24 protein-coding genes are annotated in these 25364 nt (G+C 62.7%); 7 read left to right on the top strand and 17 right to left on the bottom strand.

Translation table 11 applies throughout. The features are described from left to right. The first annotated feature begins 38 nt into the window (after positions 1 to 38). Positions 39 to 3767, top strand: coding sequence for a cobaltochelatase subunit CobN (gene cobN / locus DXY04_RS10540; RefSeq protein WP_115162019.1), 3729 nt, complete (start codon positions 39 to 41; stop codon positions 3765 to 3767). Here the strand turns inward: cobN and DXY04_RS10535 are convergent. From DXY04_RS10535 to DXY04_RS10505, 7 genes are read right to left on the bottom strand one after another with little or no spacing between them, the layout of a single operon-like run. Further along, on the bottom strand, positions 3757 to 4311 hold the full coding sequence (locus DXY04_RS10535) for a hypothetical protein (RefSeq protein ID WP_115162018.1): 555 nt from the start codon (positions 4309 to 4311) through the stop codon (positions 3757 to 3759). The two genes, cobN and DXY04_RS10535, sit on opposite strands and share 11 nt — an antisense overlap. A gap of 27 nt (positions 4312 to 4338) precedes the next feature. After that, a complete protein-coding gene (locus tag DXY04_RS10530) occupies positions 4339 to 4986 on the bottom strand; it encodes a PHP domain-containing protein (protein WP_115162017.1) in 648 nt (215 codons plus the stop codon). 13 nt (positions 4987 to 4999) lie between these two features. Then, positions 5000 to 5572: a protoporphyrinogen oxidase HemJ gene (gene hemJ / locus DXY04_RS10525; protein ID WP_115162016.1), complete on the bottom strand. Its 573-nt coding sequence runs from the start codon at positions 5570 to 5572 to the stop codon at positions 5000 to 5002. Positions 5573 to 5607: 35 nt separating this feature from the next. After that, positions 5608 to 7104, bottom strand: a complete 1497-nt coding sequence (locus DXY04_RS10520; protein WP_115162015.1) for a cryptochrome/photolyase family protein — start codon at positions 7102 to 7104, stop codon at positions 5608 to 5610. Positions 7105 to 7106: 2 nt separating this feature from the next. Further along, positions 7107 to 7394: a hypothetical protein gene (locus tag DXY04_RS10515; RefSeq protein ID WP_115162014.1), complete on the bottom strand. Its 288-nt coding sequence runs from the start codon at positions 7392 to 7394 to the stop codon at positions 7107 to 7109. Continuing rightward, positions 7391 to 9376, bottom strand: a complete 1986-nt coding sequence (gene uvrC / locus DXY04_RS10510) for an excinuclease ABC subunit UvrC (protein WP_115162013.1) — start codon at positions 9374 to 9376, stop codon at positions 7391 to 7393. Before uvrC ends, DXY04_RS10515 begins: the two co-directional genes overlap by 4 nt. Before the next feature lie 9 nt (positions 9377 to 9385). After that, entirely contained in the window at positions 9386 to 9868 is a 483-nt protein-coding gene (locus DXY04_RS10505; protein ID WP_115009275.1) for a flavin reductase family protein, read from the bottom strand. 69 nt (positions 9869 to 9937) lie between these two features. Between DXY04_RS10505 and coaD the strand changes: the two genes are divergently transcribed. Then, on the top strand, positions 9938 to 10429 hold the full coding sequence (gene coaD / locus DXY04_RS10500; RefSeq protein ID WP_115162012.1) for a pantetheine-phosphate adenylyltransferase: 492 nt from the start codon (positions 9938 to 9940) through the stop codon (positions 10427 to 10429). A 1-nt stretch (position 10430) separates the two neighbouring features. After that, positions 10431 to 11450, top strand: a complete 1020-nt coding sequence (locus DXY04_RS10495) for a hypothetical protein (RefSeq protein ID WP_115162011.1) — start codon at positions 10431 to 10433, stop codon at positions 11448 to 11450. Here DXY04_RS10495 and dacB read toward each other — a convergent pair. From dacB to dapF, 5 genes are all read right to left on the bottom strand, one after another. Next, entirely contained in the window at positions 11395 to 12702 is a 1308-nt protein-coding gene (gene dacB / locus DXY04_RS10490; RefSeq protein ID WP_115162010.1) for a D-alanyl-D-alanine carboxypeptidase/D-alanyl-D-alanine-endopeptidase, read from the bottom strand. The genes DXY04_RS10495 and dacB overlap by 56 nt on opposite strands. Further along, positions 12699 to 13205 carry a DUF4330 domain-containing protein gene (locus tag DXY04_RS10485; RefSeq protein WP_115162009.1) on the bottom strand — a complete coding sequence of 169 codons (507 nt, stop codon included), beginning with the start codon at positions 13203 to 13205 and terminating at the stop codon, positions 12699 to 12701. Before DXY04_RS10485 ends, dacB begins: the two co-directional genes overlap by 4 nt. 62 nt (positions 13206 to 13267) lie before the next feature. Continuing rightward, positions 13268 to 13984, bottom strand: a complete 717-nt coding sequence (locus DXY04_RS10480) for a DUF1995 family protein (protein WP_115162008.1) — start codon at positions 13982 to 13984, stop codon at positions 13268 to 13270. A 12-nt stretch (positions 13985 to 13996) separates the two neighbouring features. Next, positions 13997 to 15169: a cysteine desulfurase family protein gene (locus DXY04_RS10475; protein WP_115162007.1), complete on the bottom strand. Its 1173-nt coding sequence runs from the start codon at positions 15167 to 15169 to the stop codon at positions 13997 to 13999. Continuing rightward, positions 15156 to 16262: a diaminopimelate epimerase gene (dapF, locus tag DXY04_RS10470; RefSeq protein ID WP_115162006.1), complete on the bottom strand. Its 1107-nt coding sequence runs from the start codon at positions 16260 to 16262 to the stop codon at positions 15156 to 15158. The genes DXY04_RS10475 and dapF overlap by 14 nt, the downstream gene beginning before the upstream one ends. A 27-nt stretch (positions 16263 to 16289) precedes the next feature. Between dapF and DXY04_RS10465 the strand changes: the two genes are divergently transcribed. Beyond that, complete coding sequence (locus DXY04_RS10465) at positions 16290 to 16511, top strand: hypothetical protein (protein ID WP_115162005.1); 222 nt, start codon at positions 16290 to 16292, stop codon at positions 16509 to 16511. Between the two features lie 9 nt (positions 16512 to 16520). After that, on the top strand, positions 16521 to 19166 hold the full coding sequence (gene leuS, locus DXY04_RS10460; RefSeq protein WP_244278663.1) for a leucine--tRNA ligase: 2646 nt from the start codon (positions 16521 to 16523) through the stop codon (positions 19164 to 19166). Positions 19167 to 19178: 12 nt separating this feature from the next. Here the strand turns inward: leuS and DXY04_RS10455 are convergent, their stop codons facing one another. Continuing rightward, on the bottom strand, positions 19179 to 20777 hold the full coding sequence (locus DXY04_RS10455) for a glucose-6-phosphate isomerase (protein ID WP_115162004.1): 1599 nt from the start codon (positions 20775 to 20777) through the stop codon (positions 19179 to 19181). A 115-nt stretch (positions 20778 to 20892) separates the two neighbouring features. Between DXY04_RS10455 and DXY04_RS10450 the strand changes: the two genes are divergently transcribed. Together DXY04_RS10450 and DXY04_RS10445 are read left to right on the top strand one after the other, a co-directional pair. Further along, the gene (locus tag DXY04_RS10450; protein ID WP_115162003.1) at positions 20893 to 21663 is read left to right on the top strand and encodes a helicase DnaB; all 771 of its coding nucleotides are present in this window, start codon (positions 20893 to 20895) and stop codon (positions 21661 to 21663) included. Positions 21664 to 21820: 157 nt separating this feature from the next. After that, positions 21821 to 22120: a hypothetical protein gene (locus DXY04_RS10445; protein ID WP_244278662.1), complete on the top strand. Its 300-nt coding sequence runs from the start codon at positions 21821 to 21823 to the stop codon at positions 22118 to 22120. 17 nt (positions 22121 to 22137) lie between these two features. On the opposite strand, the gene DXY04_RS10440 is transcribed toward DXY04_RS10445, so the two are convergent. Genes DXY04_RS10440 through DXY04_RS10425 form a run of 4 tightly spaced genes read right to left on the bottom strand, consistent with a single transcriptional unit; the run spans position 22138 to position 25333 of the window. Further along, positions 22138 to 22377 carry a TIGR03643 family protein gene (locus DXY04_RS10440; RefSeq protein ID WP_115132654.1) on the bottom strand — a complete coding sequence of 80 codons (240 nt, stop codon included), beginning with the start codon at positions 22375 to 22377 and terminating at the stop codon, positions 22138 to 22140. A gap of 37 nt (positions 22378 to 22414) precedes the next feature. Next, the gene (locus DXY04_RS10435) at positions 22415 to 23302 is read right to left on the bottom strand and encodes an N-acetylmuramoyl-L-alanine amidase (protein ID WP_115162002.1); all 888 of its coding nucleotides are present in this window, start codon (positions 23300 to 23302) and stop codon (positions 22415 to 22417) included. Beyond that, positions 23284 to 24981, bottom strand: a complete 1698-nt coding sequence (locus DXY04_RS10430; RefSeq protein ID WP_170951406.1) for a M61 family metallopeptidase — start codon at positions 24979 to 24981, stop codon at positions 23284 to 23286. The genes DXY04_RS10435 and DXY04_RS10430 overlap by 19 nt, the downstream gene beginning before the upstream one ends. A gap of 1 nt (position 24982) precedes the next feature. Beyond that, entirely contained in the window at positions 24983 to 25333 is a 351-nt protein-coding gene (locus DXY04_RS10425) for a DUF1257 domain-containing protein (RefSeq protein WP_115162001.1), read from the bottom strand. Positions 25334 to 25364 lie beyond the last annotated feature (31 nt).

Genomic DNA, 25364 nt, shown 5'->3' with positions numbered 1-25364 from the left:
TTCTCACCACCGCGCACCGCAACACGGAGAATGGGGTCATGCATCGCCTTGCCACCTGTCCGGGTCTGGACCCACCGGAAGATGTGGTGCTCGTGGAGCAGCCGGGCGCGGATGTGCTCTTCCTCACCAGCGCAGGCACAGACATCAGCTGCCTGGACGCAAGCCTGCCGAGCAACCCGGCCTGGAACGAGCGGATTCGGGCGTTGCCCCTGAGCTGTCTGGACCACCCAGCGCAGCTGGACCATTACCTCAATACCACCGCCCAGGCGGCGCACTTGATCGTGGTGCGCCTGCTCGGCAGCCGTGGGCACTGGAGCTACGGCCTGGAGCAACTGCAGCGCTGGTGCAGCGAAGCAAAGCAGCGACAACTGATCGTCCTTGCCGGAACGGCTGATCAGAGCAACGAGCTGCATGGGCTGGGATCCTGCAGTTCTGAACTGGCCGATCAGCTGTCGGCACTGCTGCGGGAAGGGGGCATCGACAACATGGGGCGGTTCCTCGGAGCTCTCGAGGCTCTGCTGGAGGGCACCCCCCCATCACCCGGCAACGTTGCGGTGGTGCCTTGCCCCGATCCAATGCCCTGGGATTGGCGCGACGAAGCCGGGGCTGCGGTGGGCATCGTTCTCTATCGGGCTCAGTTTCAAGCCGGAGACCTTGCCCTGGCGGATGCCCTCACGGCCGCACTACGAAAAGAGGGACTGCGGCCCTGTCTGCTCTGGGTCAGCAGCCTGAGAAACCCGGCGGTGCAGGCCGGCGTCCACGACCTGTTGAAACAGCAAAATGCTGAGCTGGTGATTGCGGGCACGTCATTTGCTTCGGTGCAGACCGAACAGGCCGGCCTTGGTAGCCCTCTCTGGGATCGTCTCGATCGACCGGTGTTGCAGCTGCTCAGCAGCAGCCGCAGCCGGGCCCACTGGCTGGAGAGCAGCCAGGGGCTGAATCCGATGGATCTGTCGTTGCAGGTGGTGATGCCGGAGCTGGATGCTCGAATCACCACGAGGCCCTGCGGTTTTCGTGACCATCTGCAGACCACCGGCCCCCTGGCAACGGCCATTCCCTGCCTGCAGCCGGATCCATCTGGACTCGCGTGGCTGGCAGAGCACAGCCGTCGCTGGGTGGAGCTGCGACAGACCCCCTGTGCCCAGAGGCGCATCGCGATGGTGCTGGCCAACTATCCAGTTCGCGACGGTCGTGTGGCCAATGGTGTGGGCCTTGATACGCCAGACAGCACGGCGCGGATGCTCCGCTGGCTGGCTGACGCCGGCCATGACCTCGGTTCGGGAGCCTTGCCGGATTCAGGCGATGGCCTGATGCAACAGCTGTTGTCCGGCCGCACCAATGCACCGGAAGGACAGCACCGCCCAGCGCTGGATCATCTGCCCCTCACCACCTATCAGAAGTGGTGGAACAGCGTTCCGGAATCGGCTCGACGCTTGATCGAATCCCGTTGGGGACCTCCAGAAGCCGCCTGCGATCTGGATCCAAACAGGGGGTTTGCCATTCATGGCCTGCGCTTCGGCCATGTGGTGGTGCTGATCCAGCCGGATCGCGGCTATGACGCCGATCAGATCGCCGATCTCCACTCACCGGATCTGCCGCCACCGCACCGGTATCTGGCTCAGTACCTCTGGCTGCGCTGCGTGCATCAGACCCAGGTGATGCTGCATGTGGGCAAGCACGGCAGTGCGGAATGGCTGCCGGGCAAGTCGGTGGGGTTGAGCGATGCCTGCGGCCCCGAGCTGGCCCTTGGACCGATCCCTCACCTCTACCCCTTCATCGTCAACGATCCCGGCGAAGGATCTCAGGCCAAGCGACGGGGTCATGCCGTGGTGCTGGACCACCTCACACCGCCCTTGGGGCGTGCTGGATTGCACGGACCACTGCAACGGTTGGAGGGCCTGCTGGATGAACTGGTGGAGGTGAGGCAGTTGGGCGGCCAGAGGGCCCGGGTGCTGGAACAGGCAGTTCATTCCAGCCTGCTGTCCCTCAACTGGCCCGGAATCCCCAGCCAAGCGGAGATTCGCCGCCAACCGGAGCTGCTGGAGACCTGTCTGGATCAGGCCGAGACCTATCTCTGCGAGCTCAAGGAATCGCAGATCCGCACGGGCTTGCATCGGTTTGGTGTGGCGCCATCGACAGAAGCCGCCGATGAGCTGCTGGTCGCCCTGGCCCGTCCCCCCAGGCAGGGGCAGCCCGGCTTGCTGCAAGCCATGGCCCTGCAGGCAGAACTGGACTTTGACCCCTGGCAGCAGGACGAAGGCGACAAGCTCTCGGAGGCGGATCAGACCCGCCTGAGGCTGCTGGGTGGCGCGAACTGTCGACGGGTGGGGGATGGTTGCGCCTGGCTGGAACAGCAGGCCCAGTTGTTGATCCGAGGGATCATCCATGGGGAACAGAGCGACGGACTGGCGGAACCGTTCCAGACCTGGAGCCGAAAGGATCCCTGCCTGCAGAACCTGCACGACGACCTCTGGCCCCGCTTGAACAGTTGTGCCTCAGCTGAAAAAGAGGCCTTCCTGCGGGGCATTCAGGGGCAGCGCATCGCTGCGGGTCCCTCAGGAGCACCGAGTCGTGGTCGCCCCGATGTGTTGCCCACCGGCCGCAATTTTTATTCCGTCGATCTGCGGGGCTTGCCCACGGAAGCCGCCTGGGACCTGGGGCGACGCTCGGCGGAACAGTTGCTGGATCTCCATCTGCTGGAGCAGGGGGAACCGCTGCGCCATCTGGCGTTATCGGTCTGGGGAACAGCAACGATGCGCAATGGCGGAGAAGATATTGCCCAGCTGCTGGCCCTGATCGGTGTTCGACCGGTTTGGGATGGCCCCACCCGAAGGATGGTGGACCTGGAGGTGATCCCAGCCCGTTTGCTGGGTCGACCGCGGGTGGATGTGGTGCTGCGCATCTCCGGGCTGTTTCGCGACGCCTTCCCCCAGTTGGTGGGCTGGGTGCATCAAGCCCAGTCGATGGTGGCGGCCCTCGATGAACCGGATGAACTGAATCCCCTGGCTGAACTCACCCGTCAAGGTGGGCCCCAGGGCCGCATTTATGGGTCCGCCCCCGGTGCCTACGGAGCCGGTCTGCAAGCCCTGATCGACAGTGGCGCCTGGGATTCCCGAGCAGACCTGGGCCAGGCCTTTCTCAGTTGGAGCCAATGGTCGTACGACGGTGCCGCTGCCCCCAGTCTTGATCGTTCCGGCCTCGAGCAAGCCCTGGGCAGGGTGCAGGTGGTGCTCCATAACCAGGACAACCGCGAGCACGATCTGCTCGATTCCGACGACTATTACCAATTCCAGGGGGGCCTCAGTGCCGCTGTGGAAGAGGTTTCAGGAGCACGGCCGCAACTGTGGTTCGGAGACCATTCCCGCCCCGAACGGCCTCGCCTGCACCGGCTCGAAAAGGAATTGGACAAGGTGATGCGCAGCCGCATGCTCAACCCCCGCTGGATCGAGGGAATGATGCAGCACGGCTACAAGGGTGCCTTCGAGATGGGGGCCAGCCTTGACTACCTCTTTGCCTACGACGCCTCCACCGATCGCGTTCCCGATTGGTGTTACGGCGCGCTGTGTGAACAGTGGCTCAGCCAGCCGGAAATCCTCGACTTCCTCAAGGAGAGCAACCCCTGGGTGCTGAGGGACATGGCCGAACGGCTGCTGGAGGCCTCGAATCGAGGCCTTTGGATGTCAGCATCGAAAGACCAGCTGCTTCACCTGCAACAGCTGGTGATCAGCAGTGAAGCCCAGATTGAACGGGGGAGCCCTATTTGTTGAGGTCGCGAACCATCTGACGGAACGGATCGATCGATCCAGGCTTGGAGGACGGCGCAGCAGAACCCGCCTTGGCCACTGGTTCCTCCTTGGGGTTCAGCTCTTCCTTACGGCCGAGGGGAGCAGCACCGGCGGGAGCAGGGGTGTTCACACCCGTGATGGCCGTGCCCTTGAGGCGCTTGCTCATCTCCTCGGTGCTCACCTGCTCAGCGAAGGTTTTCTTCACTGGGGTGGGAATGCCCGCGTTGAGGCTGATTGATTCTTCCTTCTTAACGACGCCACCGAGGCCATCGCTGCGCTTCTCAAGCTTCTCGGTTTCAGCAGCCACCTCCATGATCTGCTCCTTGGTGCCGGGACTGTCGACGGTGCCGGGGAAGGTGCGGCGAATCGTCTTCGACTCGCGCATGTAGTTCACATCCCCGAGAGAGGAGGAAGCGTCGGCATCAAGGAAGAACTCGGCTGGCTTCTCCTTTGCCGGCTTGCGCGGCTGAATCGTGGAGTCGGAATCTGCGGAATCCTTTTTCAGCAGACGATCCAAGAAGCCCATGTCGACCGGAACTGAGATGGAATGAACTTAGCGGCCGCAAAGGTCAATTCCATGGGTATCGGTGCCACACGTACGCAAAAGGCCAAGGTTGCTCAGCTGACGATCGATGGCCTCACAGATCAACGGGCTGGCGGACCAGGTTGGTTGCATCTCGTAGTCGTACCAGGCCTCACCACCATCGAAACCAAGCCGGGCAGCCTCATCGATCAGGACGTCATGGCCCAGGCGGTAACGGGCTGGATGGGCCAACACTGCCAATCCACCGGCTTCATGGATGGCTTTCACCACCGACTCAGCCCTTAGCGGTTCACCGACGACGGCATCTCCACGGTTGTAGGGCTGGAGCGCAGGGTGGTTGAGCTCGAAGCCAAGGGCAAGCACATGAACGAGGCATCCCTTCAGCAGTGCACTGATTTCCATGCCGCTCCACACCGTGGGGACCTCAACACCACTGGCTCGCCGCTGATCCAGCCAGACCTGGATCTCCCGGTGGGCATGGCTGCTGTGGTGATCCGTCACCGCCAGGTGCTTGAGCCCCCGATCGGTGGCCTGCTGGATGAGCTCGAGCGGTTCGAGGCTGCCGTCACTGCAGACGGTGTGGCAGTGAAAGTTGTGCGTGGTGGGACAGCTCGACGGTCCCACCTGTTCGAGCACGACTTTGAGGGGGTGGGTCATCTCAACCCTCATCTCAGGCTTTGGCGGAGGCTTCGGCCCGCAGGCGGCGCCAACGGGCATAGAACTGAATCGACGCTGCCATGAACACCACCAGGGCGACGATGAACCAGGTCGCTGCGCTGGTGGGGAACTGCGTTTTGAACACCACCAGCATCACCACGATCACCAGCAGCAACGTGGGCAGCTCATTCAGGGCGCGCAGCTGCTTGCCTGACCAAGCACAGGTGCCGGAGTGGAGTTGGCCCATCAGCCGGTAACAAAACACGTGGTAAGCCAGCAGGGCCGCCACAAAACCGAGCTTGGCGTGCATCCAACCCTGCTGAAGCCAAGAGGGCTGGGCCAGCAGCAACCCGATGGCCATCGATACCGCCACAGCCATTCCAGGCGTGGTGATGATGTTGGCGAGCCGTTTCTCCATCAGGGTGTACTGATCGCGGAACGGCTGCTGCAGTTCCGGTGCCAACTCCTCAGTTTCAACGTGATAGATGAACAGGCGCACTAGATAAAAGAGGCCCGCAAACCAAACCACGACCCCAACGATGTGCAGGGTCTTGAACCAGAGGTAGGCCTCGGGCGAAAACGTCATCAACACAACTGAACTGGGGCGACCTTACGCAGGGTTCAGGTGAGCGCGTCAAGAAAATCGCAGGCTCGACGCTGATGGGCCAACAGAACGTCGGGAGCCATGCGATCCAGGTTGCGGGCCATCATCGCCAGCCGGTATTGGCGCCGAAAGAAATCCTGATGGCGATGGATGAACGTCCAGAACAGGCCATCCCAGGTGTCACACCACTCACCTTTGCGGTAATCCGACATCTTGCGCACGTAGTTCGAGCCGGAGAGATAGGGCTTGGTGGTGAAGATGCCACCATCAGCGAACTGACTCATGCCATAGACGTTGGGAACCATCACCCAGTCGTAGGCATCCACAAACAGCTCCATGAACCAGGTGTAGATCCGGGTTGGATGGAATCCGCAGAGGAGCATCACATTGCCCAGAAGCATCAGGCGTTCGATGTGATGGCAATAGCCGGTCTCCAAGGCATGGCGGATGGCGTCATCAATCGGGGGCAGACCCGTGGATGCGGTGTAGAAGGCGGAGGGAATCGGCCGGTCGTCGAAGCCCCAGAAATTGCCGTTGCGCATCTCCACCCCGTGGCGCCGGTACATCGCCGCCATGAACTCCCGCCAGCCGACGATCTGACGCAGAAATCCCTCCAATGAATTGAGGGGGATGTCACCGGCTTTAGCCCACTCCAGCGTTCGATCCAGCACCTGCTGCGGCGTGAGCAGACCGATGTTGAGCATCGGCGTGAGCACGCTGTGCCACATCACCTGGTGCTGGGTGCTGATCGCATCCTCGTAAGCCCCGAACTCGCGCAGGCGTTGTTCGAGGAATTGATCCAGCCAACGGGCTGCATCGCCATGGGTGACGGGGTAATGGAACCCGTCCCAGCTGCCGATGCCGGTCACCCCCTCCCCGATGAGCTGCTGCCGGGCAGCCTCAACGAGGGCAACCGAGCCACTCGAGCATTCGGCCGGGGGCTCTGGAACCAAGATTCCCTTGGGGAGCTTCTTGCGGTTGTCGGCATCGAAACTCCAGCGGCCACCGACAGGACCACCGTCAGGATCGATCAGCAGATCCAGTCGCTTGCGCTGCATCTCGTAGAAGCGACCCATCAGGGGCTTCTTGCCGGAGGCGAAATGGTCCTCGATGACGGCCTCTGGAGTGAGCAGCATCGGGGTGGCGACGATCTCCAGACCGCAGCCGTGGCGGGAGGCGAAGGCGGAGATCCGTTGGCTCAGAACATCGTCCACCGGATCCGCCAGATGAAAGGACCGATAGCCCTGATCGAGCAGATCTCCGAGGATTTCAGCGGTGCTGGCCGCCTGCCCCTGCAGCACCCGCAACACGGTGAAGCCCTTGGCCTGAAGCATCTCGGCATAGGCATTCATTGAGGCCCGATGCAGGAGCAGGCGCTGCCGATGCACCTGGATGGGCCAGCGGGGATCAGTGCCGAACAGCAACGGATCTTCGATCAGGGCAACGGCCCGTCCCGCCCGAAGCGCGGGATGGTGCTCAAACAGCTGATGGGGAAAAACGAGACTGAGATCCACCGTCAGCTGTCCTCCCCAGCAAGACGGCAGGCGCGACGACCCAGGGCGGTGGCATAGGCGCGATCCACGGGTCCGGCCATGGGGCTCAACTGGCCAGCCCGGCAATTCATCACCACTTTTTCGCGATGGCCCTGCTGATCGTTGAGCCGCAGCACCAGCTGCCAGTGGTTCTTGGCGCTGCGGGTGATGCCGTCGGCACACACAGGCCCGGTGCACAGCCCGGGAGACGCCCAGACCGGAGTGGCGAGAAGAAACACTCCTGCCAGAACCATGCAGAGCTGACGGATCATGCGGAGAGTTCCTGAGGCTGCTCTTCTAAAGCAGCCCTGGCATCAGCGTCGGCTCGGTCGTCGGAAGGATGGAAGAAATCGTGGATGTCGCGGGCCAGAGCCGGTCCTACGCCAGGGGCCTTGGACAGGGTCTCAACCGATGCCAGCTGGATGGCATCAATTGAATGGAAGTGGGCCAAGAGATCCTTGACCCGCTTGGGCCCAACTCCGGGGATGTCCGAGAGGCGTGAACGCTTCATCCGCTCACCACGCTGCTGGCGATGGAAGCTGACAGCGAAACGGTGGGCTTCGTCGCGAAGGCGGCGAAGGAGCACAACTCCGAGCTGATCCGGTTCACTCTCCAGCGGCTGGCTTTCGCCGGGGAGAAACACCTCCTCGCGCTGCTTGGCGAGGGAGCAGACGTTGAGATCCTCGTGCAGATCAAGCTCGCGCAGGGCCTCCATCACGGCAGAGAGCTGGCCTTTGCCGCCGTCGATCATCACCACATCGGGCCAGTCGTTGAGGCCGTCGGTCTGCAGAGCGCTGCCACCTTTGTGACGCAGGGCACCCACATCCACCCCTTCCGCCTTGGCCCGGGCCCAGCGCCGAAAACGACGGCGCATGATTTCCGCCATCGCCATGAAGTCGTCGCTGTGGCCAGCGCGGATGCTGCTGCTGCGGATCTTGTACTTGCGGTAGTGCTGCTTGGCGGGCAGCCCGTCGATGAACACCACCTGGGAGGCCACGGCATCGCTGCCCTGGATGTGACTGATGTCGTAACCCTCGATCCGCCGCGGCGGGGTGGGCAACTCCAGCAGTTGCGCCAGATCCTCCGTGGCCAACGACTGCTTCTCCTGACCTTGCTTGGCGCGGAGCAACTCAAACTCCGCGTTGCGCTGCACCAGTTCAATCAGGTCGGCTTTCTGCTGGCGCTGCGGGCAGTGGATCTGCACCCGACGCTCGCGCTGTTCCGAGAGCCAATCCTCCATCAGTTTCTGCTGGGGCAGAGCGTGCTGCACCAACAACTCGGGGGGCACCTCAACGGAATCCACCTGGCTGTAGTGCTCTTCAATCACCCGTTGCAGGATCAACCCAGGTTCCAGACCTGAGGCGTCAGCGGTGTAGCCAAGACGTCCCACCAGCTTCCCGGCGCGCATCTGAAACAGCTGCACGGCCGCCAAACGTTCATCGAAGGCAAGGGCCAGCACATCGCGACTTACCGAGGAATCCGGCAGGCTCATCTTCTGATCAGCGGTGAGCTGATCAAGCCCCTGAAGTTGATCGCGAACCCGGGCAGCCGACTCGTAGTCCATTCGCTCGGCATACCGCTCCATCTGTTCCTGAAGCAGCTGCTGCAGTTCATCGCTGCGGCCCTGAAACACCATCGCCACCTTGCGCAGGGTGCGGTGATAGTCCTCTGAGCTGATTTTTTCCTGGCAGACCCCCGGACAGCGCCCGATGCTGTAGTTGAGGCAGGTGCGATCGGGGTACATCGGCCGGGGGCGTTGCCGCAGCGGGAACACCCGCTTCACCAGGAACAGGGTGCGGCGCAGCAGACCCACATCGACATAGGGCCCATAAAAGCGATCCAGGGGGCTGCGGAAGCGACGGCGACGGGTGATGAAAATCCGCGGGTAGGCCTCACTCCAGGTGATGCAGAGGTAGGGGTATTTCTTGTCGTCCTTCAGCAGCACATTGAAGTGCGGCTGATGGTTCTTGATCAGGTTCGACTCGAGAACGAGGGCCTCAGCCTCGCTGTCGGTGACGATGAACTCAATCTCACAGACCTGGCGTGTCATCAGCCGGATCCGTGGCGACAGGTCATGCCGACTGCGGAAATAGCTGCGCACGCGGCTGCGCAACGCCTTCGACTTACCGACGTAGAGGATCCGGTCGTCGCCGTCCCGCATCAGATAGCAACCCGGCTCAGCGGGGATCTCCTTGAGCCGGCGTTCAAGACGCTCGGGCTGCGTCAGCAGCGGTGCACCGGAGGCGGCATCCACCAGGCCAGCTCAGCCGCCGTAATTCCAGCCGGTGCTGGCCAGGTTCAGGGCCTCGCCATCGGCGATCAGGCGCGCCGTTTTCACTTCGCCCACAAAAACGGTGTGGTCACCATGCTTGATCGATCCCACGAGTTCGCACTCCACACCACCGACGGCATCGGTGAGCAGGGGAAGACCAAGTTCGCCCTCCTCGAAGGGTGCCGCTTCAAAGCGACCTCCAAGTGCCTTCTGGGGCTTGAAGAACACGGCTGCCAGATCTTTCTGATCGGCCCGCAGCACGTTGAGAGAGAACTTGCCGGTGGCCTCGATGATGGCGTGACTGCTGCTGTCAGCCCGAACACCCATCACCACCAAGGGCGGTTCGAACGATCCCTGGGTCACCCAGCTGGCCGTGAATCCGTTGACCTCATCACCGTTGCGAACGCCGCAGATAAAGAGCCCATGGGGGATCTTGCGAAGCAGGACCTTCTTGGCGTCGGCGTCGAGGCTCATGGCACGGATGCGTTGATTGAAATCTAAACAGCGATCCACTGCATAGGATCCGCCCATCGCTGATTCCCGATGCGGGCGCTCTACCCCGGCAGTTTCGACCCTCTCACAAATGGTCATATGGACCTGATCGAGCGGGCGGTGAGCCTGTTTGGAGAGGTGGTTGTCGCGGTGCTCAGCAATCCGAGCAAACGACCCGCGTTCAGTGTCGAAGAGCGGATCGAACAGATCCGCACGGCGACACGCCACCTCTCCGGCGTTGAGGTGATCAGTTTCGATGGCCTCACCGTGAACTGTGCCGTCACCCATCGCGCCGACCTGATCCTGAGGGGCCTGCGAGCGATGAGTGACTTCGAATACGAACTGCAGATCGCCCACACCAACCGCTCCTTGGCAGACGATCTGGAAACTGTGTTCATGGCCACGACGGCCCGCCACAGCTTCCTCAGCAGCTCGGTGGTGAAAGAAGTGGCCCGCTTCGGTGGATCGATCGACCACATGGTTCCGCCAGAGGTGGCGAAGGACCTCAACAGGCTCTTTAATTCAACTTTCCATATCAGCTGAGATGAACGACGTCCGGTTCTCCGTTCTCGATCAACTCGATCAGCTGGAGGAAGTTGTGCTGGAGGGCAGTCGGCTGCCCTTCACCGGCGGACGTCTGGTCAACGAAACGGATGCCGTCGAGCTGCTGGATGCCGTCCGCGATGAATTGCCGAAGGAGCTGGAACGGGCCGCCAAACTGCTGGATCGCCGGGACGAGTTCATCAACACCGCTCGCAGGAACGCCGAGGAGATCGTTGAACAGGCCCAGCGTCAGCGCGAGCAGCTGGTGAACAACGCTGCCATCCGCCAGGAAGCGGAACGGCAGGTGAATGAGATGCGTGAGCAAGCCCGCCAGCAGTGTGAGCAGTTGCTCCAGAAAACGCGCGAGCAGGGGGCGAAGTTGGAGCAGGAGATGCAAAGCAAACTGGCCCAGTTGGAACAGCAGTTCGCCTCACGCCGCCAGCAGCTGGAGCAGGAAGCACTGGAGCGTCGCCAGCAGCTGGATCAAGAAGCGATTGAGCTGAAGCGTCAACACGCTGAACGACTCGACGCCAGCCGCCAACAGGCGCAGCAGCAAATCCAACAGATCGAGGCCAATGCAGCGGAACTCAAGCGCCATCACGCTGAGCAGCACGAAGCCAATCGACAGCAGGCGCTGCAGGACCTGGAGACGATTCGCCGTGAAGCCCTGCGTCTGCAGAAGGAAGGCCGGGATGAGGCCGAGCGAATTCACAACGACGCGCTGCAGTTCCGCCAGCAGACCCAACAGCAGTGCGAGTCGCTGATCCAACGCAGCCGCCAGGAAGCAGCCGGCGTTCAGGACGGGGCCAACCGTTACGCCGAGCAGACCCTGGGGGAGCTGGAGGTTCGCCTCAAGGAAATGGCCCAGGTGGTCATGGCCGGCCGTCAGGAGCTCTCCAAGATTCAGACGATCCGCTCTGCGGCCCCTGGCGCCAACGCTGGCGACGACAGCAAAACCGTTCCGTTCAGTCGGGCTCAGCGGGCAGCGTCACGGCTGCGGTCCATGCGGGGCAACGGCTGATCCTCTGGCTGGCCAGCAGGATCTGGCCCATCACGGAGTTGGGTGCATAGGACCCGTTGGCAATCATGCTCACGTAACGCGGTCCGTTGGTGGTTTCAAGAATGCCGGAGATCGAACGAACTCCTCTGAGGGTGCCGGTCTTTCCCCAGAAGCGACCCACAAGTGGTGTGCCCCAGAAGTAGTTGCGCAGCGTTCCCCTCTGGCCTGCAATCGCCATCGAGGCCTGGTAGTAAGCCGCCAGGGGGTGTTGCGCCATGCGCCACAGCAGCACAGACAGGGAACGGCTGGTGAGACGGTTGCCCCGTGAGAGTCCGCTGCCGTCCCGCAGCCGAAGTCCCGTCATCGGGATGCCCTGGGCTTGCAACCAGCGGGTGGTGGCGATGGACGCACGGTTCACATCCCAAACGTCCGCCGCTTCACGCATCAGCACCTCAGCGGTGAAATTGTGGCTCTCCGTGTTGGCCAGGCTGAGCAGGGCGTGCATCGGCGCGGAATCCTCGCTGTGCAGGACAACACTCGCTCGCCAGTTCCGAGCAAGGGCCGCCTCTCGGGTCCGCTGATCAACCATCTGCAGGCGGATCTGTCCCCCTTGCTGCTGCACGGTGGAGTTGAGGATCCGCTGCAGCCGTGCCGCTGGATCCATCACCGCCATGTGCAGGGCGTTGCTGGTGAGAGCAAGGCGAGTGATCGGTGCGCCGTAGGCGTAGGAGCGATCCGCAGGATCCCAATCGGCAGGCCACCAGAGTTGACGCGGTTCCTCCCGCACCATCAGCTGAACCGGCGCAGAGGCGGAGCTGGAGGTGCTGCTGGAGCCGCCCTGGCCGAGGGCCACCATGGCGAACTTTTGGATCTCGGCAATGCTGAGGTCGGGATCGCCCTCCCCCACGATCTCCAGTGATCCATCGGAATGACGCAACAGCTGCGTCTTCAGACGGAAGTCGGGGCCGAGGCGATCCAGGGCAAAGGCCGTGCTGACCAGTTTCTGATTCGATGCAGGAATCCGAGGGATCCCCCCGTTCAGATCAGCCAGCAGCTGACCCCGTTGATCGACAACGCTGACGCTCCAAAGCCGCTCTTCCGTGCCCACCGCTGATTCCAGGGCCGTCTGCAGGGCCGGGCACAGTGCACCGCCGCTGAGCATGGCCTGGCCCTGACGCTGCACCACCGGAGGTGGTGCCAACAGTGGAGGCGCTGCCCTAACGGGCAACTGGGGCGCCAGCACCAGCAGGGAGACCAGGGCAGAGCGAATCACAGAGGCATCACTCCGCTCACGACACCGTTCAAGCGGTAGAGGCGACCCTCCAGCTCAACGGGCACACCCACCTTGAGCTTGGTGCCACCGATCACAACACCGGAGGGTTTGATCTCAGCCTGGGCCTCCATCACAAACCGGGCATGGCGGGGTAGAGCCGTGGCGGGGGCATCGGCGAGCACCACCGAACCATCGGGCTGCACCGCCGTCAGTGAAGTGGTGACGTCATCCACCGACACCAGGCTCACCCGTCCGGCCGGTTGATTGCGAATCACGATGTTGAGGGCTGCTTCCTCCCGCACTGAATTCAGCAGCTGCTCGGAATCAGCGCTGTACAGCCGCACCACATCAACGCTCACCTGCACAGGCTTCACGGCACCGGTGGCCTTGGCGACCGCATTCGAAAGCTTGGGGGACCAGACAACCCCGGCCAGAGCGGCCAAGGCGACGACTCCAGCCACGGCATCGATGGGTGAAAGGGATCGAAGCCTGTTGAGCACCATCGAAGGGGAGCCTGGGCTTGAACCTTAAGGAGGGTCTGAGCCTGGATCAAGCCAGAGGCGACTCAATTGCGCAGACCATCAAGGAAGCGGTCGACCCCGGACAGCTGTTGCTTGATGCTGTCGGGATCTTCACCGGCCAGAAGCGCTGCTGTGGTGTCGGGATCCGGACGTTCGGGGAGCACCTCTAGTTGCCGGTAACCATCGGGATCCTGGCGATAGAGACGCCAGTCATCGGGGAAGCAACGCATCAACGCTCCTCCCTCCAGGGGCTGGAGCCAGTAGGCCTGCTGCCAGCTGGCCACGAAACCCTTTCGGCGCTCCCGGGCCACGCTGCCGATGCCGACGGCGGCGTCTTCGAGACGTCCATTCAGCATCAGAACCACTCCTGCGTGGTTCTCACACAAGGCCTGGAACTCCTCGTAATCCGCAGGGGAGGGGTTCACCGCAAGCAGAAGGCGGGTGTCGGGAACATCGCTTTCCGCCCGTTTGAGCTGATTGAAATCAAGGATCACCTCCTTGAGGTCCTCCGCATCGCGCCGGGCCAGGGCGGCAGCACCGGCATCGGGCCAAACCATCAACAGGTCCTGACCGGCAGCGATCAGTGCTCGGGCCAGCCGCACCGCCACCGGAAGCAGGCGGAGCCCTTCAAAACGGAGGCTTGCGGCCCAGCGTTGACCGTCGCCGGATCCAACGGCCGCCAGGGCGGCTTGCAGCATGGCCTCCTCGGCGGCAAGCAGATCCGCGGGGAGGGCGAGACAGGAAGCGTCGGATTGAGTCATCGCCAAAGCATGTCAGGAAAATGCCTCGAGCCCGGATGCAAAACGGGCGGGAACGGCGTCGAGATCCTGATCCGACAACCAGGGGCCAAGGGTCAGCCGCAGGCCCGACTGACGTTCAGGCCCTGGAATGCCCATGGCCGTGAGCACAGCACTGTCGGCACTGCTGCCACTACTGCAGGCACTGCCGCTGCTGCAGGCCACCCCCGCCGCCGCCAGCAGTCGCACCAGATCGCGTCCGGGCAGCGGCTGTCCAGCAACGGTTTTGGCCAACAACGCGATGTGATGGGGCAGACGCTGATCGGGAGAAGGGCCGCAGAGCTGAAGCTGGGGTAGCTCCAGCAGGCGTTCGAGCAGTTGATCCCGTTGACGACGGATCTGGGTTGAACTACCCGGTGGAACGTGCTGGCTGACGGGGTCAAAGCTGGGAAGGGCCATCAGGGCTTCGGCCATGCCACCCACCAACGCAACAGGTTCGGTACCGGAGCGCAGGCCGTGCTCCTGTCCACCGCCGCCCTGGAGCGGTGAAAGGTCCACACCCGGTGCCCGAATCAACAGGCCCACGCCCCGGGGGCCACGGAACTTGTGGGCGGAGAGGGTCAGCAGATCAACGCCGAGCCGGTCGAAGGCGAAGCAACCCTGGGGAACAAGCTGGGTGGCATCGCTATGGATGACGATGCCGCGCTTGCGGCAGGCCCGAGCGATCGTGCTGATCGGTTGCAGTGCACCCACCTCGCCCTGGGCTGCAATCAGGGAAACCAATCGGGTTGGAGCGGATATCAACCGATCGAGCTGATCGAGCCGCAGTACGCCCTGCCCATCAACGGGCCATTCGGCAATGGTCCAGCCCAGGGCGTCCAGTTGGTGCGCCGCAGCGACCACCGCCGGATGCTCCACCGCAGAGATCACCAACCGGCCAGGGACAAGACCGGCGGCAGTACCGAGCAAGGCAAGGTGCACGGATTCCGTCGCCCCTGAGGTGACGATCAACTGATCAGGGCTAACAGCAAAGCGCTCGGCGATGCGCCAGCGCGCTCGCTCCAGAGCTTCCGCTGCTGCCAACCCAGCCCCATGGAGGCTGCTGGGGTTGGCCCAGGCCGTCTGCTGGAGTTGCTGCATCACCGCGACCACCGCCGGCAGGGGCGGTGTCGTGGCAGCAGCATCCAGGTAGAGCTCAGGGGGTTCCACGCTCGAACCGCGCCTTGGTGCGCTGCTCCAGGGACTCACTGGCGAGATTCAGCATCGAATCGAGGGACGTGCTGCTGAGGAAAGCCTGCACCTTCTGCTGCGCCTCATCGCGGAGGCAGCGGTCGGGGCGCTGACACTGGTCAGCACAATCCTTGGAGCAATCGAAGTCGGTTGCGGCCGTCGGCGCAGGTGGAGCGGCAGGGGGTTCGCTGGTCGAAGCCATCGAGGATCCTGCCGGCACCAGATCGGGCGTCAGCACCCCGTCAAACACCGCTTCGGCGGGTCCCGTCATCAGCACGGAACCGGAGCGATCACGCCACTCAATCATCAGTGGACCGCCGGGCAGCACCACCTCGGCGCAGTCATCGGCGAGGCCCAGCAGCACCGCCGCCACCAGGGTGGCGCAGGCACCGGTGCCGCAGGCCAATGTCGGGCCAGCACCCCGTTCCCAGACCCGGATCTCCAGCCGCTCACGGCTGTGCACCTGGAGGAAATGAACGTTGGTCTTGGCCGGGAAGGCCGGATGGACCTCCAGGGCAGCACCCCAGGCATCAAAGGGAATGCTGGCCAGGTCGTCGACGGGCACCACCACATGGGGATTGCCCATGCCAACGGCCGCCACCTTCAGTTGTTCTCCCTCCAGCAGCAGCACCCCCTGCGGCAGGCCGTCTTCGGGCATCAGGGTTGTGGGGATGCCCTCGGAGGTGAGGAAAGGAGGACCCATGTCCACCCGCAACTGGCCATCGGCCATCAGTTCGGGACGAATCATTCCCGCCAGGGTTTCGATGTCCCATCGGCGGCCGGGGGCATCACCGTCGGTGTCGGCCAGGTAGCGGGCCAGGCAGCGAATGCCGTTGCCACACATTTCGGCCTCACTGCCATCGGCATTGAGAATCCGCATCCGCAGTTCTCCCTCCGCCTGAGGAGGCAGCGCCAGAATCAGGCCATCGCCACCAACGCCGAAGCGCCGATCACAGATGCGCCGCACCCAGGCGGGATCGGGATTGCTGATGGCATCGGGCAGTTGTCCCTGCCGGCCTTCAACGATCAGGAAGTCATTGCCAAGTCCCTGATATTTGCTGAACTGCAGCATGCGTGGCCGGTATTGCCCCCGAATCCTATGGAGACACCTCCACTCGATCCAAGCCTTCCGGGGGTTCGGTTGCTGCAGAGCTGGATTCGTGAACAGCTCCCCCTCAGCATTGCTGTGGTGGGACAGGAGCCCATCGAGGGGCGTCTGATCTGGCAGGACCCAGAATTTCTGGCCATCGAACGGGCGGGTGCGAGCCGGCCCGTGCTGATCAACCGTCGGCAAATCAGCGTGATCCGCTCCCTCGGCTGAACACCAGGCATGTGGCACGATCGCAACCTTCCGAGCGCTGGTTCCGTGAACGCTGCCAACCCTGCCGTCGACGCCAGTGCCCAGACCGGTCGTTATGACCCAACTGCGCTGGAGCAGCGCTGGCAGGAGAGTTGGAAGGCGGATGGGGTGGACACCACAGAAGAAGGTGGTGAGAAGCCCGGATTCTTTGCCCTGTCGATGTTCCCGTACCCATCGGGAAGCCTGCACATGGGCCATGTGCGCAACTACGTGATCACCGATGTGATCGCCCGGGTTCAACGCATGCGGGGCCATGCCGTGCTGCATCCGATGGGCTGGGATGCCTTCGGACTTCCCGCTGAAAACGCTGCCATCGAACGCAATGTAGACCCCGGCGAGTGGACCGACCACAACATCGATCAGATGCGGGCGCAGCTGGATCGCCTTGGGCTTTCGATCGATTGGAGCCGCGAACAGGCGACCTGCCACAGCGACTACTACCGCTGGACCCAGTGGCTGTTCCTTGAACTGCTCGAAGGGGGGCTGGCCTATCGCAAGAACGCCACCGTCAACTGGGATCCCGTCGACCAGACCGTGCTGGCCAATGAGCAGGTGGATGGTGACGGCCGCTCCTGGCGCTCCGGAGCTCTGGTGGAACAACGCCAGCTGAATCAGTGGTTCCTGCGCATCACCGACTACGCCGAGCCGCTGCTCAACGACCTGGACGCTCTCAAAGGCTGGCCGGAACGGGTGCGCACCATGCAGGCCAACTGGATCGGTCGCTCGGAAGGGGCGGAGATCAGCTTCAGCGTTGAGGGAGCAGAGGATCAGGGGATCACCGTGTTCACCACCCGACCCGACACCCTCGCGGGGGCGAGCTACGTGGTGCTGGCACCGGAAAACGAACTGGTGGACAGCCTCACCAGCGCTGAACAGAAGAACACGGTGGAGGCCTTCCGCAAGGAGGTGGCTCGTCTCAGCACGATCGAACGCACCAGCGATGACAGGCCCAAACGGGGGGTGCCCATCGGCAGTCACGTGATCAACCCCCTGACTGGGGCGGTGCTGCCGGTGTGGATCGCCGACTACGTGCTGGACGAGTACGGCACGGGCGCCGTGATGGGCGTGCCGGCCCACGACCAACGCGACATCGCCTTTGCCCAGTCGAACGGTCTGCCGATTCAGCAGGTGATCGACGCCGAGGGTGCTGCTGAAGCCATCGCGGCCGGTCAGGCCTGGACGGATGCCGGAACACTGATCAACTCCGGCAGCTTCGATGGCACCGCCTCCAGCGAAGCCAAGGGCGCCATCACCGGCCACGGCGCCGAGCAGGGTTGGGCAACTAGCAAAGTCACCTATCGCCTGCGCGACTGGCTGATCTCGCGCCAGCGCTACTGGGGTTGCCCCATTCCTGTCATCCACTGCGATGACTGCGGTGCTGTTCCGGTGCCCCGCGAGGACCTTCCGGTGGAGCTTCCCCGGGGCATTGATCTCTCTGGAAAAGGCGGTTCGCCCCTGAGCCAGCAGAGCGACTGGGTGAATGTGGCCTGCCCCTGCTGCGGCAAGCCGGCCAAGCGGGAAACAGACACCATGGACACCTTCATGTGTTCCTCCTGGTATTTCCTGCGCTTCGCCGATCCCCACAACACCGAGAAACCCTTCAGCAGGGAGGCGGTGAACCGCTGGTTGCCGGTGAAGCAATACGTGGGCGGCATCGAACACGCGATCCTGCACCTGCTCTATGCCCGTTTCTTCACCAAGGCGCTGAAGGATCGCGGCCTGGTCGACATCAACGAACCGTTTGAACGGCTCCTAACCCAGGGCATGGTGCAGGGAATCACCTACCGCAATGCGACAACCGGCAAGTACATCGCTCCAGCGGACGTGGCAGATCCCGATAATCCCCGGGACCCCAACACCGGCGACAAGCTTGAGGTGTTGTTCGAGAAGATGTCGAAGTCGAAGTACAACGGCGTTGACCCCGCGGCGGTGATCAACCGCTACGGCGCAGACACAGCCCGCATGTTCATCCTGTTCAAGGCTCCGCCGGAGAAGGATCTGGAGTGGGATGACGCCGATGTGGAGGGCCAGTTCCGCTTCCTGCAACGGCTTTGGCGACTTGTTGAGGCGGGTGCTGCCCGCATCGACTCACTCGAGCCGATGCAACGGCCGGCCGATCTGAGCGATGCCGACAGCGACGTACGTCGGGCGCTGCACCTGGCCATCGAAGCCGTCAGCGAGGACCTCAGTGATGAGATCCAACTGAACACGGCCATCTCCGAGCTGATGAAGCTCTCCAATGCCATCAGCTCCACGGGCATCGAGGCCCTGAGTGCACCTGTGTTGCAGGAAGCTCTTTCCGGACTGGTTCGCCTGCTGGCTCCGTTCGCGCCACATCTGGCGGAGGAGTTCTGGAGCCGTCTGGGGGGAAGCGGCAGCGTGCACCGTCAAAGCTGGCCGGTTCTGGATCCAACGGCACTTGTACAGGACAGCGTTGAAGTGGTGATCCAGGTGAAGGGCAAGGTGCGGGGCAAGCTGCAGGTTCCGGCCTCTGCAAACAAGGAGGAGCTGGAACGGCTCGCCCTGGCCAGTGATGTGGCCGAAAAATGGTTGGAGGGCGCAGCCCCCCGTCGGGTGATCGTGGTCCCTGGAAAACTGGTGAACCTGGTGCCCTGATCCCAGACGGGATCAGCCTTTGCTGAAGCGCATCGAGGCGGGCTGGCTCCAGTCGCCCTGGGCACTGAACCCGCGCTGGTTGCCGGTGAGGTGACGCAAAATCCAGAAGATGGATTCATGGGTGCCATCCCCGAGAGCCAGGCGAATTTCATCGGCGGAGCGGGCCACACCGTCGGCCAGGATCGCTTCCACACGACCTTGAAGGTCGAGAATTGCTGCTGCTGCCTTCTTGCCGGCTTCTACGCCGGGCTGGTGGTAGGCGTTGATGTTCACCAGTTCGCCGTAGAGACCGACGGCACGCTCGAACAGAGCGATCAAGGCGCCGAGACGGCGTGCATCAAAGCGGCGCATGCTGATCGTCATGCTCTGGCGGCCACCCTCGGTAAGGGCTGAGCGGGTGCCCTGGAGGAAACCATCCAGGAAGTCGCCGGGGCATTCCCCGTCAAGCGTGGGGATGTCACTCACGTCTTCGAGCACCTCGATGAAGGTGGCGAAGAAATTGTCAACACCGTCGCGCAGCTGCTGCACATAGGCGTGCTGGTCGGTGGAGCCTTTGTTGCCGTAAACAGCGATGCCCTGATGCACCACGTCACCGTTGCGATCCAGGCGCTTGCCCAGGGATTCCATCACCAGCTGCTGGAGGTAACGGCTGAACACCTCCAGACGATCGCGGTAGGGCAGAACAACCATGTCGCGCTGACCACGACCACCACCGGCCACGAACCAGGAAGCGGCCATGAGGGCGGCTGGATTGCGGCGCAGATCCGCGGCGCGGGTGGCGGCATCCATCTGAGAGGCGCCGGTGAGGAAATCGCGGATGTCACAGCCAATCAAGGCACCGGGCAGCAGACCAACGGCACTGGTGATGCTGGTGCGCCCCCCAACCCAATCGAACATGTCGAAGCGCTTGAGCCAACCTTCCTTCTGGGCCTGCTGATCCAGCTTGCTGTCAAGCATCGTCACGGCAACGGCCTGGCCGGCCCACTGGCCCCCAGCCGCCTCGAGGCGATGGCGAGCCTGCTCCATACCGAGGTGGGGTTCGGGCGTTCCCCCCGACTTGCTCACCGTCACCACCAGGGTGCGGTCGAGACGACCCTCCAACCCCGCCAAAACGTTGCTCATCCCATTGGGATCGACGTTGTCGAGGAAATGAAACGGAAGCCCCTCGCCCGGGTTCTGGAGCGCCTTGATCATCAATGCGGGTCCCAGACCACTGCCGCCGATGCCGATCCAGAGCACATCGGTGAAGGCTTCGCCGTTGGGGGCCTTGATCGTTCCGTTGATCACATCGCGCCCAAAGGCTGCGATCAGATCGATTTCCCTAGAGATGTGCTGTTGAAGCTCTGATGAGGGAGCGAGTTCAGGGGTGCGAAGCCAGTAATGCCCCACCTGGCGCTGCTCATCGGGATTGGCGATGGCGCCGGCTTCCAACTCCTGCATCGCTGCGAACGCCTTGTCCATCCGCGGCTGCAGCTGCTGCAGATCGATGGCGTTCACGTGCATCCGGCTGATGTCGAGCCAGACGCCCAGATCATCGTGGTACCAGCTGAGATCGCAGAAGCGCTGCCACTGAATATGAGCGTCGGAGGCGTTGAAATCCGGGAAGCTCATGCCGGGCGGACGGTGCATTCCTGCCGAACGTATCCAGAATCTGCCGGGATGCCCACGCAAAAGGACACCCCGGCTAGTTTCATGTCACATTCCGCTAACCCCATTTCCAGCCCCCATGGCTGAGCCACTGCGATTGACCACTGGGCTGCTGGCGATGGCAGCGAGCCTATGCCTGGTTGGTCATTGGTCACCCCCGGTTGCTGAGGTTGGGGATCAGGCGCCTGTTGTGGTGGAGAACAGGCTCGAGCCCACAGATTTCTCACCCGAAGAACTGAAGCTGCTGCAACGTCGCTTCGGGGTGCACGGCCCCCAGACGCAGCTGGCCCAGCTGTTCACCAGCGGGGTGGATCAGCTCCAACCATTGCGCGCATCCACCCTGGATCGTCTTCGCGAGCTGAAGCCAGTGATTCTGCGCCAGGCAGCGGCGCATCAGGTGAATCCAATGCTGATCACCGCCGTTCTTTTCGACGAAATTCAGCACTCCAAGCCTGGGGAGAGCCTCCCCTTCATCGCCCATTCCGGTCTCGTGAAGACCCACGGACCGGCCCAGATCAGCGTGTCGGAACTGATCCATCAGAACCGGCTGCCGGCGAACCCAACACAGGAGGAGATCACCTGGGCCCGCAATCAATTGCTGGACCCCGAGATGAACATCACCCTGCTGGCGGCAAAGTTTCAACGGCTGAAGCTGGCCCTTGGCTTGCCAGAGAGCTTGATGCTGCAGGCGAGCCGTTCCTATTTGGATGCCAAGGCGATCGCCACCCTCACCTACCTCCACAACGGAAAATTGGATTACCCAGCACGGGTGTTGGGCTACATGCAGGACCCTGAACTGCACGGGTTGATTTACGGCGGTCGCCAACCGAATCCCGACATCACGGTTTAAAGGTCCATGACGAGCACTTGGCTGCGTGAGCGGCCCAACCCAATCCCTCGTCTCCTCATCCCTCAGTTGAGAGAGTTCATCAGCTCTGCCTCTCCCCCATATGGGGGATGTGGACGCCCCCCTATCTGTTGAAACATCGATCCAGCACGGCAGATCGATGAAACAACTCCTTCACCTGCTGGCATTTGGCCTGCTTGTCCCATCAACCGCACTCGCTCAGGTGGACGCCGAAGTGGCAGCACAGTGCAGAGACGCCAGGGATTTCTATGGCTGCGTCAGGAACTTCACCACTCCGGTCCGGCGTTCCTATGACATTGACCCTTATGCCGGCGTGATGGGGCAGATGGCTGCAGGCCTGATCTCAGGCACGAGATACCGCAACGCACCCCAAAAATTCCCCCGGGGCATGAGTCCGGCGGGTCTTGTTGAAGGGATCCTGCAGGGCGTCCTGCGCTGAACCCAATCGGGCTCCATTCACTTGTGGCAGCTCGCCCGGAATCGATCGGAGCGGCTGGTGGCGGCGTGTTTGGTTTTGCGGCCGCTGACCCGCTTGCGCCAGAGCTTGAACGATGACGCTTTCATCTCTTGCCGCATCACTGCGATCACCTGCGGCTCGGAGAGTCCGAATTGAAACTCGATCGCCTCAAAGGGCGTTCGGTCTTCCCAGGCCATTTCGATAATGCGATCAAGATCCTCGCTGGGGAGCGTTTTCACCGACGCAGTACACAAGGATTCGAACGCTAACGACGCATCAACTCACGCAGAGGTCACCGAGGGCCGCCAGCCGCGTCTGAAGTTTCGACCAGTCAAAACTGCGGGGATCATCCCGTTCTCCGCCCAGATCCACGTGGCGATGGGTGGTGATCGCCGCAGGCGGCAGATTGAAGGAGCGGATCCAACCCGACAACACCAGGGCCAGCGCGTCGTATTGCTTGGAGGTGTAGCCAACATGGGAACGGTTGGCATTCGCGCCTGATGGTGGTGTCTCCAAGCTCAGATGCAGAGCAAAGTTGTTGATGGAACCCTTGAGCTTCCTGTTGGTGATCGCCCACTCCCCGAGAAAGGCCGAAAAACCTGCGCCATAGGCCCGGCTCAAGGGATCCACCAGATCCAGAACGCGTCCGTCCTGGCCCACCAGGGTGTGATAACTCACCTGATCTTCATCGCGGGGATGGGGCGTCATGAAGGTGTTCAGAGCGGAGCTCAAGGAGTAGACGGTTTCGTGCAGCACCACCACCCTCGGCGTGGCGTCGATCACACGGCCGTAGGCGTCCTTGTCGTAACGCTCGCCAAAATTGGTGGCATCGATCTTCACGAACGTCCGCCAGGAACCCGAACGGGCATCGAGCTGGTTCAAACGCGACCGCAACGCCCTGTCCACACCCGAACACTGCCGGGCCAGGGGCGATCGCCAGGAGCGCGACTTCGGTGGTAACGGCACTGAAGCGGAGGGGTTGTCCTCCCGTTGGCGACCACGCTCCATCCCCACAGAAGAGAGCTTCGCTTGCTCCATCAACGACCAGCTGGTCAGCCCCAGAGCCAACGTCCCCGCTGCAGCAACGCCGATGGAGAGCGGACGGTGCTGTTCAACGCGGTTCCACACACCGGTGCAGAAACGGCTTAGACGATCTCGAACCATCGATCCCGCAACTGCCGTTGTTCCGTTGTGCACCCAGGATCCCAATCCAACGTCCAATGGTCCACACCCGCATCAGGGAAGAGCTGGGTCTCCTTGAGCAGGCTGCGTCGTGAATAGGTGACGCGCACACACTCCTGCTTCTCAAGCAGAACTGCGAGGTCACTGCTACGACGCACCCGGTAGCCATTGATCGCCAACAGCTCATCACCCACCACAAGCCCTGCCTGTTGTCCGGGACTGTCGCGCCGCACCCGCTGAATCAAAGCGGCGCCCTCAGCATCCTTGAGGGTGAGTCCATGGTCGGGATGCTTGAGCGGCACAGGGTCCATGCGCAGCCCCAGAGCCTTCACGCAATCAAGCAGGGGAACAGCCTCGGGCTGGTCAAGCCATTGATCCAGATCCGAGGCAAGATCGCGATCCCATCGAGCCACAGCCGCCTTGATGTGATCACGGCTGTAGCCACGGGCCTGACGGCCGGGGCCTTGCCACAACTCCCGCAGGATCGCGGCCAAAGAATGGCCGCGCTGCCGCAGGCGCACGTCGAGGCAGAAGGCCACCGCTGCACCGAGGCGGTAGTAGCTGATCTGGCTATCCCGCGAGGCTGGCGTGGCTTTGTAGAGCTTGATCCACGCCTCACGGGCACTGGCCGCCAACGACTGGATCGAGCAACCGGGTGACATCAGCACGCTGGACAGCTCCTCACCCAGATCCTTGAGCAGGGTCGGTCGATCCGAACAGCCCGCCAACAGGGGCAGGCTGAGGTCGAAGTAGCTGGTGATTCCCTCGGCAAACCAGAGGCCTTCGGTGATCACCGCCTGCCCGTAGTCGTAGGGGCGAAGCTCAACGGGCCGCAGCCGCCGCACATTCCACTGGTGCAGGTATTCATGGCCGATCAGCTGCAACAGCTGCCGGTACCCCTTGGGCTTGGCCAGAGCCGACCAGCTGAACTGCAGCACAGCACTGTGGTCGTGTTCGAGGCCGCCGTAACCCTGATCAAGCAGTTGCAGCACAAGCTGGTAGCGGTCCCCCGCCGGGGGAGGGGTTCCCAGCAAGCGACAGGTGGCACTGCACACCTTTTCGATGTCGCTGATGAAGTTCGGCGGCCAACCCATCGGTGGCGTTCCGATCAGCAACAGCTCATGGGTCTTGCCCTCCACCATGAAGGGTTCTGCCTGAAAAGGCCCCGCATGCAGCGGGCTATCCACGAGGGCATCGAAATCGGCAGCGACCCAGCCCTCAGCGCTGGCCTCCAGCGGCAGATGCACACTCCAGTGCTCCGGAGCCGTGACGGCAACGTGGTGTGGTGACCAGCGGCACCCGTCGATGTCCATCGCCACAGCAGCGAGGCAGAGCGACGCGAAATCAGGATCCAGCAACCCGGTGCGGACAGTGAGATCCCGGGCTTCCAGCTGATAGTTGAGCGTGAGCGGGCTCAGATCCGGCAGATCACAGAGCCACTGGTGCGGCGCCATGCGACGCACCGGCAGATCCTCGCCATTGGCCAGCAGCTGCAGGCTGTGCAAGTGCTGGGCGTGATCACGAACCGTGTACGACCCCGGCGTCCACACCGGCATTTGGAAGGTCTGGCGTTGGGTCTGCGGTGTCCACTCGATGGACACCGCGATGGTCTGCGTTTCGGGATGGCTCAGATCGAGCCGGATCTGAACCGGTTCGAACACGTCAGTTGGTCTGCAGGATCAGCTCAGCGGAACCCATGCCACCAAGGCGCACTTCGTTCATGGCGTGGAGCAGGGCGTAGCGGCGGGTCACCCGTTGCAAGCGCTGTTCAAGCCCGGGCTGGCGGCTGATGCGTTGGATGTCGCCATGCATCACAATTGTTCCGTCCTCCCGCTGGGTCCAGCCCAGGGGCATGGCTGAGCCCTGAAACGCGAGCACATCCACGGCATGGGAGTCGTCCGCGAATCCCTGCAATTTTGTCGATCGCTCCACCGTGAAGCCCTCATCACAAAGGGCCTGAACCAGACGCTCGAGGTCGGTGAAGACAGTCGGCAGGATGGAGAGATGGGACATGGACCGAACCCAGCTTTGACAGACCCTAGCC

Origin of the sequence: Synechococcus sp. UW86 (assembly GCF_900474085.1) — a bacterium.
Classification (GTDB): Bacteria; Cyanobacteriota; Cyanobacteriia; order PCC-6307; family Cyanobiaceae; genus Parasynechococcus.
This window is presented reverse-complemented; position numbering and strand designations above follow the sequence as displayed.